We start from the raw sequence: 10,778 nt of genomic DNA, 5'->3' as shown, positions 1-10,778 counted from the left end.
CAGCTTGATGATGATGGGCAGCCCGCCCACCTCCTCCACGAGCTTGCGCACGTTGCTGCGGTCGTGCGCCATCACCGTCCGGGGGATGTCCAGCCCGCCCCGGCACAGCACCTGGAGCGCGCGCAGCTTGTCCCGGCTCTGGGAGATGGCCGCGGCGCCGTTGAGCACCGGCACCCCCATCATCTCGAAGTGGTTCACCACCGCCAGCCCGTAGCCGGTGATGGAGGCGCCGATGCGCGGAATCACCACGTCCACGCCCTTGATTTCAACCCCGCGGTAGCTCATGTGCGGGTTGCCCGGGGCGAGCACCATGGTGCAGCGCAGCGTGTCCAGCACCAGGGGCCGGTGCCCGCGCTGCTTGATGGCCTCCACCAGCCGCCGGGTCGAGTACAGGGAGCGCTTGCGCGAGAGGATGACCACCGTCTTCTTCGCTCGGGCCCGGCGGGGGGCGGACGAGGAGGCGGGCGGCGGCGGCTCGACGGGGCGCGCGGCGGCCTTCGGGCGTGCCTTGGCGGACGCCTTCTTGGACGAGACCTTCTTGGTGGGCATGGAGGGGGGACGAGACTACCACGGGCGGGGGCGGGCCGCGTCAGCGGTGTTTGCTATCATCTGAAAATGATGAGCACTAACGAACCGCACCCGGACGACATTCTCACCAACCCGGGAGAGAACGGTCTCGACTCCATCGTCGCCCCCAAGGAGGGTGGGGCCGGCGCCGGGACCGAGGTGCTGGTGCTGCAGCAGCGCACCACGCTCAAGCTGCGCAAGTGCCGCATCCAGGTGTCGGCCGGGCCGGACGAGGGCAAGTCCCTGGTGTCCGACAAGGAGCGGCTGCGCTGTGGCGCCCATCCCACCAATGACCTGGTGCTCGCCGAGGACCGCACCGCCAGCCGGCACCACTTCGAGATCATCAACACCGAGCGGGGCTGGCTGCTGGTGGACCTCAACTCCACCAATGGCACCTTCCTGGATGGCCGGCGGATTGAGCGGGCCTACCTGTCGGCCGGGGCGCAGATTCGCGCGGGCTCCTCCACCCTCACCTTCGCCCCCATCGACGAGGAGGTGACGGTCGAGCCGGACCGGGAGGGCGAGCTGTGTGGGCTGGTGGGACAGAGCGTCCAGATGCGGCAGGTGTTCGCCCTCATCAAGAAGATCGCCCCCATGGACGTGTCCGTCATCATTGGAGGCGAGACGGGGACGGGCAAGGAGCTGGTGGCGCGGGCCATCCACGAGCTGAGCGGCCGCAAGAAGGGGCCCATGGTGGTGCTGGACTGCGGCGCCATTCCGCCCAACCTCATCGAGAGCGAGCTGTTCGGCCACGAGAAGGGGTCCTTCACCGGGGCGATGGCGGCGCGGCCGGGCGCCTTCGAGCGGGCGCACGGGGGCACCATCTTCCTGGACGAGCTGGGCGAGCTGCGGTTCGACCTGCAGCCCAAGCTGCTGCGCGTGCTGGAGAACCGCGAGGTGCGGCGCGTGGGCGGCAACGACACCCTGGAGGTGGACTGCCGGGTGATCGCCGCCACCAACCGCGATCTGCCCAAGGAGATCGCCGCGGGCAACTTCCGCGAGGACCTCTTCTTCCGCCTGTCCGTCATCAACCTCCAGCTGCCGCCGCTGCGCCAGCGCCGGGAGGACATCCCCCTCATCCTCAAGCGGGCGCTGGCCGAGCCGGAGACGGTGGCCCGGCATGGCAAGAAGCGCATCTCCCCCGAGGCCCTCTCCCTGCTGATGGCCTACGCGTGGCCGGGCAACGTGCGCGAGCTGATGAACGTGCTCTCCCACGTGCTGGCCTTCAGCGAGGGCGAGGAGGTGCTGCCCGAGCACCTGCCTCCCCGCGTCCGGGGCCAGGAGCGCGAGGGGCCACTGCCCTTCAACGAGCACCTCACCTTCAAGGACGCCAAGGAGCAGCTCCTGGAGAACTTCGAGCGGGAGTACGTCACCAGCGTCCTCACCCGCTGCGAGGGCAACCTCTCCCGCGCTGCCCGTGAAAGTGGCCTGCACCGCAAGTCAATCGAGCGCCTGGTGAAGAAGTACCAGCTCGACGCCAAGGGCATGAAGCCCCGCTGAGGGGGGGGGCGAGGGGCCCTCCCCAGCGTCCTGGAGGGCACGCCCGTCCACTTGACCGATGGGAAAGCCCCGGAAGGAGTGGAAAAACCACATGTATGCGTTCCAAGAGGTCCCAGGTCCAGGGGCGTGAATCCGGACAGGCGGCGGTCGAGGCGGCGCTGACGTTGCCGCTGCTCGTCTTCCTCCTGCTGGGCACGTTGCAGCTCTTCATGATGCTGCAGGGGCGCATCATGGCCGAGTACGCCGCCTTCCAGGCGGTGCGGGCCGGCAGCCGCCACCACGGCAACTGCAAGCCGATGATCCACGCGGCGCTGGCCGGGCTGCTGCCCACGGTGGAGCCCTTCCTGAGACCGGGAGGAGGCTCGGCGGCGCGCAAGCTGGCCGAGGCCTGGGGCTCGCGCCTGGGGCCGGATCCCCGCAACCGGCCCTCGCCGCAGTACCAGCCGGGCCGGGACATGGGCCACGACGGGCCCGTCTTCTGGCTGGTGCGCGAGTACCCGCGCGCCGGCTCCGTCACCGATGTGGAGGACATCAACTTCGACCTGCCCGCGGGGGATGGCTCGGGCGCGAGGCGGCTCGAGGTGCGCCTCATCTATTGGTACCGGCTGCGCATCCCCTTCGCGGACTGGGTCATCAGCCGGATGCTGCTCGCCCACCTGGGGCTGCAGGACTACAACTACGTCAACCCGCTGATGGTGACGGACAAGCAGGCGGGGTGGAAGAAGAGCGCCCAGCCCGTCGTCAACCTGGACGTGCTGGTGAAGAACGAGCTGCAGTCGAAGGTGCTGTCCGGCAAGTACGTCTACCCCATCCAGGCCACCTACGGCATGCGGATGATGACGCCGGCCCGCAGGGAGTTCTTCGATCAGCAGAACTGCGACCCCACGCCGGAGGGCATGTGATGAGCCGCCGAGGCCAGACGCTGGTGCTGTTCTCCCTCACCATGCTCCTGCTGGTGCTGATGGTGACGATGACGCTCTCCATTGGCATGAAGGCACGCGAGAAGATGGAGCTGCAGACGGTGGCGGACGCCGCCGCCTACTCCAACGCGGTTGCCACCGCGCGCACCTTCAACGCCATCTCGCTGATGAACCGGGCGCTGATGGGCCACATGGTGGCCATGTCCGGCGTGGAGAGCCTCATCTCCTGGAGCAGCTACTACCGCGCCACCCTCCACGGCGCGCGAGAGGCCTACGACATCCCCTTCGATGTGTACCTGGGCATCTCGGTCCTCAACTGTCCTTGCGCCCTCACCAACCCGGCCTGCGCGAAGCTGTGCGAGTGCTCGGCCAAGGCGATGTCGGACATCAACGACGCCAAGGACAAGCTGGCGCAGGAGGACCAGAAGATCCAGGCCAAGTGGGACGCACTGGACAGGGCGGCCGGCCTGGAGGCCCGCGCGCTCCAGGTCACCTCCATCGCCGACGAGCAGCGGGCCATCTACGACCAGCTCGAGGGCGACCTGCGCGACGCGAAGCTGGCCGGCAGCATCGTCAAGGAGGCCAACAAGGGGGCCGCGTTCGGCGAGGAGCTCGAGGCGCTGTCCAACGACGCGCTGACGGCCGTCGTCACCCAGGAGATCGCCGGCGGGGAGAGCTGCGCGGGCAATGGTGCCGCCTGCACGCGCCGCAACGCGGGCAAGAAGCTGCACTTCGTCTACGCCGCCATGGGCAGCCGCGGCTTCTCCTTCGTCACCGGGCGCGGAGAGGGGGCCTTCCTCCGCTCGAAGCTCCAGGAACTGCTGCCGCAGGGGGACACCATCACGGCCCTCACCAACGAGGGCAGTGGCTACTTCCCGGCCGAGGGCAGCATGACGCACTCGGCGCAGACCATCGACGCCACCGAGGCGTGGGCGGACGACCACGGCAACCTCGCCCTCCTCTTCGGCCGGGGTCAGGCCCCATGCCCGACGAGCCTGCCGGGCACGTCCTCGCCCAAGGCCCACGTGCGCAGCAACCACCTGGGGGACTCGTCGGACGAGCACACCTGGACCGGCGGCAATGACAACGACGCGCAGCCGCACACCATGGGCACGTGCACGCTGTGCCCCGGCATCTGGCCGCCGCACTTCGACTACAACTACAAGTCGGTGGCGGACTCCGGCAACAACTGGGGCCAGCCCAAGAGCTACGCCGTCATCCAGCGCGACTACTCGAAGCGCCCGGATGGGAAGGGGGACCCGTGGAACCTCTTCTTCCGCTTCCGCGTCTCGAACTCGGGCCAGGGCACCCTCTTCGACAACCGCGGCATCAAGCTGTCCCCGGACGTGGGGGGCACGGACATCTCCAAGGCCACGGCGCTCTCGGCGGGCATCACCTACTACAAGCGCGCGGGCCCTCGGTGGAGGGAGCCGCCCAACTTCCTCAACCCCTTCTGGCGCGCCACGCTGGTGTCGGCCCAGGTGGACCTGCAGGGCGTGCAGGACATCGGGAAGGTGCTCGGCGACTCCGCGCCCTTCTCCGAGGAGGTCTACAAGGCCCTCCAGGAGAAAGGATACTCGGCATGGTGACGCGACAGCGCGGCGGGCAGCGGCGAGGCCAGGGCACCGTGGAGATGGCGCTCGGGCTGCTCCTCTTCGTCACCGTGTTCATCTTCGGCATCCACTTCGCCGAGGTGGGCTACCTCTCGCTCAAGGTGCAGGAGGCGGCCACCAGCGCCCTGTGGGACACCACCAGCGCGCGCATGCACTCGCTGCCGGGCAACTTCTCGGGCCTGCACAACGCCATCGGCGCCGCGGGCGGCCACGCCACCGAGCGCTACAAGGACTTCGACGGGCGCACCTCCCGGCAGGGACGCCAGCAGATGGTCCAGGTCTTCACCTCGGCCGACAAGCTGGAGGTCACCTGTGCGGAGGAGGGGGCCATCTCCTTCAAGGCCAGCAACTCCACCAACAGCATCTACGCGAACGTGGGCGGCATGCGCTGCTCCTCCAGCGCGGAGATGTCCCCCATCCGCATCCCCCGCAACTTCGTGGACCAGGGCTCGGGCGCCATCTTCGACGTGGCCCACGCCGCGCTCAAGCCCATCCCCGTGTGCGGCATGGGCCGCGCGAAGAAGGGCAAGTGTGAAGGGGCCTACGGCATCCTCCTGGACGACTGGGGCCTGGCCGGCCACGCCGAGTCCCAGGAGTGCGTCCTGCTGGACACGCCGGGGTGCGCGAACACGGCCTACTACGATTCCGCGAAGATCGTGTACGACGCGCACAACGGGGTGGATGGCTCCTCGGTGAATCTGGCGCAGGAGGTTGTGGGCAAGGCGCCCATCAACCCGGCGCGGTTCTGGATGAGCTTCCAGGGCATGGGCGACTTCAAGGACAAGGAGCCAGGCGGCGACAATGACCCGAACGATTGGGTGACGACGCCGGGCGCCAACAGCCCCACCGAGGAGTACGACTCCTCCTACAACGGTCGTGGCGACTGCTTCCTGGGGGCCTCGTGCAACTGAGTGCCCGGGCGTGGGTGCTGGCCCTCGCGCTGCTGGGCGCGGGCGTCGCGTCCGCGCAGCGGCCGACCTTCACCTGGGACGTGCCCCGGGTGGTGGAGTCGGTGGACGTGCCGGACGTGATGCGGGCGGATGGGATTCCCGTGAAGCTGCGCTCGGTGAAGAGCGCCGAGAAGCCCGAGGTCATCGTCCAGCACCTGGTGAAGCGCTTCGAGGCGGCCGGCTTCTTCATCCCCCCGGATGGCCACCGCACCCAGCGGCTGGCGGAGCCGCAGCTCACCGCGCTCGATACGGATCGGCTCATCTCCTACACCTTCATCCTGCAGCCCAACCCGGACGGCACCACCACGGTGGTGCTGGGCGAGGCCAACCTGGGCATGGCGCGCAAGGAGCAGAGCGCCTTCGCCCCCGTCTTCCCGGGCGGGACGGACGTGATGCAGAGCGACATGGAGGGGGCGCGCACGCTGACGTACTCGGTGACGGCGGAGCAGGGGAAGGTGCGGGACTTCTACCTGAAGGAGCTGCGCGCGGCGGGCTTCACCGAGACGTCGCCGGGCACCTGGCACCGCACTGGGGAGGAGCTGCGGGTGGCGATACGCCCGGGCCCCGCCGGCCGCGTGGTGGTCATCATCCTGCGCCGCACCACCACCGAAGAGGTGCTGCCCCCCAAGCCCGAGACGGGCAAGCGCTGAGGCCCCCTCGGGGTCTCCCATCGAGAGTCATTCGCGAGGAGGAGCTGGCTTGAGTCGTGCCGGGTGGTGCCGTGTCGTGGTGGGCTGCTGGACGGGGGTGGGGCTGCTGGCCACGCCGGGGTGTGTGACGCGCGAGGTCCGTCCCGAGCCCGTGGCGGCTCCGGCGCCCGCGCTGGCGGAGGTGGTGACGCGGCTGTCCACCGAGGCGGCCCTGCTGACGCCCGGCTCGGACGTGGCCATCGCCGTGCGCAACCTGCGCACCGGCGAGTACGCGGGCGTGGGAGACGAGGTGCCCCACGTCTCGGCCAGCGCGGCGAAGGTGCTCTGGGTGGCGGCGGCGCTCGCGCGCGTGGGCTCCGAGAAGGTGGCCCCCCACGCCGAGCCCATCTTCCGCGCCTCGGACAACGTCGCCTCGGGCGAGGTCATCGACCTGATCGGCGCGAACGCCGTCAACGACTGGTACCGCGAGCTGGGGCTGAAGCACACCGCGCTCACCCGGTGGCGGTACGGCACGCCGCGCACGGCCACCAACTCGCCCCGGGAGCTGGGCGACAACAACTACTTCACCGCCCGGGACGTGGTGGACGTCCTCTCGCGGCTGGACAAGGGCGAACTGCTCGGCACGGCGGAGACGCAGGCGCTGCGCCAGTGGATGACGCTCACCCCGCGCACCGGCTGCGGCGGGTGGATGGGGGCGCTGCTGCCCGAGGCGGCTCGCGCGACGCTGATGCACAAGGCGGGGTGGCTGCCGCCCGGCTGCTGCTCGGACGACGCCGTGTACAACACCCTCACCGAGGTGGGGGTGGTGCAGGTGCCCGGGGGAGACCGCTACGCCGTGGCGCTGCTGGCCCGCCGGGGCAAGGACTACTGGCGGCGGCAGGCCCCCTTCGTCGAGCGCGCCTCGTGCGTGCTGTACCGGGCCATCTCCGGCGACGCGACGCTCTCGTGCCATGACGCCGGGGGGGTGGTGGAGCCGGCCTCCTTCGGCCTGCCGGCGTCCGCCCCGGTGCCCCTGGACTGCGACTGACGGGGCCGGGACCCACGGCCCGGGGGAGGGGGGCTCGAACGTCCGGTCGGATTGCGGATTGAAGCGCCTTCGGGCCCGTGTTACGGCCCGGTGCCATGAGCGACACCGGCGCACCTCCCAAGGACTACAAGGACACGGTCAACCTCCCGAAGACGGACTTCCCCATGAAGGGGAACCTGGCCCAGCTCGAGCCCAAGATGCTCGGCTGGTGGGCGGAGCGGGGGATCTGGGGGAAGATTCTCGAGCGGCGGGACGGCGCCGAGCCCTTCGTGCTGACGGATGGGCCGCCGTACGCCAACGGCCACATCCACGCGGGCCACGCCCTCAACAAGGTCCTCAAGGACATCGTGGTGAAGTACCGCAACCTGGCCGGCCGCCGGTGCGACTACATCCCCGGCTGGGACACCCACGGTCTGCCGATTGAACAGGCGGTGGAGAAGCGGCTCAAGGACAAGAAGATCGACAAGCGCACCCTGGAGCGCGAGGACTTCCTGGCGAAGTGCCGCGAGTACGCGCTGGAGTTCATCGACATCCAGCGCACCGAGTTCAAGCGCCTGGGCGTGCTCGGTGACTGGGAGAACCCGTACCGCACGCTCGACTTCTCCTACGAGGCGCAGGAGCTGCGCGAGCTGGCCACCTTCGCGCGCCGGGGCATGCTCTACCGGCGCAAGAAGCCGGTGTACTTCTGCCTCTACGACCAGACGGCGCTCGCCGAGGCCGAGGTGGAGTACGAGGACCACACCAGCCCCTCGGTGTACGTGGCCTTCCAAGCGGGTCCCGAGGTGGCCGAGCGGGTGCCGAAGCTCCAGGGCAGGAACGTCTCCTTCGTCATCTGGACCACGACCCCGTGGACGCTGCCGGCCAACCTCGCCATCGCGATGAACGGCGAGTACGAGTACGTCTTCTACGCGCTCGGCGAGCGTGTCATCTGCGTGGCCAAGGACCTGCTGCCCAAGGTGCTGGCCGAGGTGAAGGCGGACGAGCTGGCGGTGAAGAACGTGAAGGTGGCGGGCGGTGAGGTGGAGGCCGCCTCGCTGGTGGAGCCCGAGCGCATCCTCGCCTACGCGCGCGGCGACGAGCTGGAGGGCTGCACCTACCAGCACGTCTTCTACGGGCGGCAGGGGAAGATCCTCCTCGGCGAGCACGTGACGCTGGAGGCCGGTACGGGCCTGGTGCACACGGCGCCGGGACACGGCCAGGAGGACTACGAGGTCGGCCTGAAGTACGGGCTCGACATCTACAACCCGGTGCGCCAGGACGGCCGCTACGACGAGAGCGTGGGCGAGTGGCTGGCGGGCAAGCGGGTCTTCGACGCCAACCCGACCATCATCGACGTGCTGGTCGAGAAGGGCGTGCTGCTCAACGACAAGTCGGACAAGGTCAAGCACAGCTACCCGCACTGCTGGCGCTGCCACAACCCGGTCATCCTCAGCGCGACGTACCAGTGGTTCATCCCGCTGGAGAAGCAGCTCGGGGGCGGGAAGACGTTCCGCCAGCAGGTGCTGGACGAGGTGGACCGGGTGCAGTGGGTGCCCTCGTGGGGGCACAGCCGCATCCGGGGCATGCTGGAGACGCGTCCGGACTGGTGCATCAGCCGCCAGCGCACGTGGGGCGTGCCCATCGCCATCGCGTACTGCGAGGGCTGCGAGGAGGCGGTCATCTCTCCGGAGTTGATGGAGAAGGTGGCGGACGCGGTGGAGAAGGAGGGCGCGGGCGTGTGGTACCGCACGCCGGTGAAGGAGTTCCTCCCCGCGGGCTACGCGTGCCAGAAGTGCGGCAAGACGGAGTTCCGCCGCGAGACGGACATCCTGGATGTGTGGTTCGACTCGGCGTGCGCGTTCAGCGCGGTGTCGGGACGGCGGCAGCGGATGCCGGTGGACCTCTTCCTGGAGGGGAGCGACCAGCACCGGGGCTGGTTCCACTCGTCTATCCTGGTGGCGGTGGGCACGCGCGACATGTCGCCCTACAAGGCGTGCCTGACGCACGGCTTCGTGGTGGACGGCGCGGGCGAGAAGATGTCGAAGAGCCGCGGCAACGTGGTGGCGCCGGAGAAGATCATCCAGCAGTACGGCGCCGAGGTGCTGCGCCTGTGGGTGGCCTCCAGCGACTACCGCAACGACGTGCGCCTGTCGGATCAGATCCTCAAGGGCCTGAGCGAGGGCTACCGGAAGATCCGCAACACCATCCGGTACGCGCTGAGCAACCTGTACGACTTCGAGCCGGCGAAGGACGCGGTGCCGGCGGGCGAGTTGCTGCCGCTGGACACGTGGGCGCGGGGCCGGCTGGCCGAGGTGGTGGCGCGGGTGAAGAAGGCCTACGAGGCCTACGAGTTCCACCTCGTGTACGCGACGGTGGTGGACTTCTGCGCGGCGGACCTGTCGGCGGTGTACTTCGACATCCTGAAGGACCGCCTGTACACGACGAAGGCGACGGGCCACTCGCGGCGCAGCGCGCAGACGGTGCTGCACGAGGTGGCCACGGTGCTGCTGCAGCTGCTGGCGCCGGTGATGAGCTTCACGGCGGACGAGGCGTGGCAGTTCCTGCCGGGGAAGAAGGCGGAGAGCGTCTTCCTGACGGACTTCCCGGAGCCGGCGGTGAAGCCGGACGCGGCGCTGTCGGAGAAGTACGAGAAGCTCTTCGCGGTGCGCGGCGCGGTGCAGGGCCTGCTGGAGGCGGCGCGTCGGGACAAGATGATTGGCTCGTCGCTGGAGGCGCGGGTGGTGCTGAGCGCGAGCGGCAAGGCGAAGGAGTTCCTCCAGGCGAATGTGGCGGACCTGCCGGGTCTGCTCATCGTGAGCCAGGTGGAGCTGGCGGACGGAGCCGGGGAGAAGGCGCAGGCGCTGAACGTGGCGCAGGCGCTGGGCGAGGACGTGAAGGCGGAGGTGCTCTCCGCGAAGGGCGAGAAGTGCCCGCGCTGCTGGACCTACTCGGAGAAGGTGGCCGGTGGCGCCCCCGTCTGCGAGAAGTGCCAGGAAGCGCTGAGCTGAATTCGAGCCAAAACCCTCTCCCTCTGATGGAGGGAGGGGGTTGCTTCACGTCGGCCTCCTGCTCGGACTGACCTCGGAGGGTCTAGCCTCGGCCCTTCCTCGGCTTGGGCTTCGTGCCTTCGTCCCCTGTGGCCCCACTGGGCAGGAGGATTCGCGCGGGAGCCTTCTTGGCCGACTTGGGCTTCGGGCCCTCGTCCTCCGTGGCCCCACTGGGCAGGAGGATTCGCGCGGGAGCCTTCTTGGCCGGTGCCTTCTTCGCTGTCTTCGCTCGGGTCGCCATGGGCTCGAGGATGACCTCGTTGCTCTCGCGCTTCCAGCGCAATTGGAACTCGATCTCGTCCACGTCTCCCTCGCGCTCGTGCTCGATGTTGAAGAGCGCATCCGCGGGGATGTGCAGGCGCTCGCCCGCGACCTGGATGCTGAAGGCCTGACCGGCCTCGATGGCATCCGCCAGTCTCCTCAACTTGGCGGCGAACTCCTTACGCGGATAGCCCTTCTCGATGTCACGCTCAGGTCGCTTCGGCATCGCTTCCCTTCCGGTTCGTTCGAGCTGCGGAGCGGCGA

The 10,778-nt window shown here is 69.2% G+C and carries 8 protein-coding genes and 1 pseudogene; 7 read left to right on the top strand and 2 right to left on the bottom strand.

Going from position 1 to position 10,778, the window contains the following annotated elements:
* A pseudogene (locus tag VF697_RS38755) lies at positions 1–549 on the bottom strand (30S ribosomal protein S6--L-glutamate ligase); the annotation flags it as partial.
* A gap of 69 nt (positions 550–618) precedes the next feature.
* Here VF697_RS38755 and VF697_RS38750 point away from each other — a divergent pair.
* The 7 genes from VF697_RS38750 to ileS all read left to right on the top strand — a co-directional run bounded on the left by VF697_RS38750 (position 619) and on the right by ileS (position 10,214).
* Positions 619–2,067, top strand: coding sequence for a sigma 54-interacting transcriptional regulator (locus VF697_RS38750; RefSeq protein ID WP_331103088.1), 1,449 nt, complete (start codon positions 619–621; stop codon positions 2,065–2,067).
* A gap of 95 nt (positions 2,068–2,162) precedes the next feature.
* Entirely contained in the window at positions 2,163–2,969 is an 807-nt protein-coding gene (locus VF697_RS38745; RefSeq protein ID WP_331103086.1) for a TadE/TadG family type IV pilus assembly protein, read from the top strand.
* Positions 2,969–4,576 (top strand): pilus assembly protein TadG-related protein, encoded by a 1,608-nt coding sequence (locus tag VF697_RS38740; protein WP_331103084.1) that lies wholly within the window; start codon positions 2,969–2,971, stop codon positions 4,574–4,576. The genes VF697_RS38745 and VF697_RS38740 overlap by 1 nt, the downstream gene beginning before the upstream one ends.
* Positions 4,570–5,511, top strand: coding sequence for a hypothetical protein (locus VF697_RS38735; RefSeq protein ID WP_331103082.1), 942 nt, complete (start codon positions 4,570–4,572; stop codon positions 5,509–5,511). The genes VF697_RS38740 and VF697_RS38735 overlap by 7 nt, the downstream gene beginning before the upstream one ends.
* Positions 5,502–6,200 carry a hypothetical protein gene (locus tag VF697_RS38730; protein ID WP_331103080.1) on the top strand — a complete coding sequence of 233 codons (699 nt, stop codon included), beginning with the start codon at positions 5,502–5,504 and terminating at the stop codon, positions 6,198–6,200. Before VF697_RS38735 ends, VF697_RS38730 begins: the two co-directional genes overlap by 10 nt.
* A 49-nt stretch (positions 6,201–6,249) precedes the next feature.
* Positions 6,250–7,227 (top strand): serine hydrolase, encoded by a 978-nt coding sequence (locus VF697_RS38725; protein ID WP_331103078.1) that lies wholly within the window; start codon positions 6,250–6,252, stop codon positions 7,225–7,227.
* Between the two features lie 95 nt (positions 7,228–7,322).
* Positions 7,323–10,214, top strand: a complete 2,892-nt coding sequence (ileS, locus tag VF697_RS38720) for an isoleucine--tRNA ligase (protein WP_331103076.1) — start codon at positions 7,323–7,325, stop codon at positions 10,212–10,214.
* An 82-nt stretch (positions 10,215–10,296) separates the two neighbouring features.
* Here the strand turns inward: ileS and VF697_RS38715 are convergent, their stop codons facing one another.
* Positions 10,297–10,740, bottom strand: coding sequence for an amphi-Trp domain-containing protein (locus tag VF697_RS38715; protein ID WP_331103074.1), 444 nt, complete (start codon positions 10,738–10,740; stop codon positions 10,297–10,299).
* Positions 10,741–10,778: the final 38 nt, after the last annotated feature.

Origin of the sequence: Archangium sp., from assembly GCF_036388035.1 — a bacterium.
Classification (GTDB): domain Bacteria; phylum Myxococcota; class Myxococcia; order Myxococcales; family Myxococcaceae; genus Archangium.
This window is presented reverse-complemented; position numbering and strand designations above follow the sequence as displayed.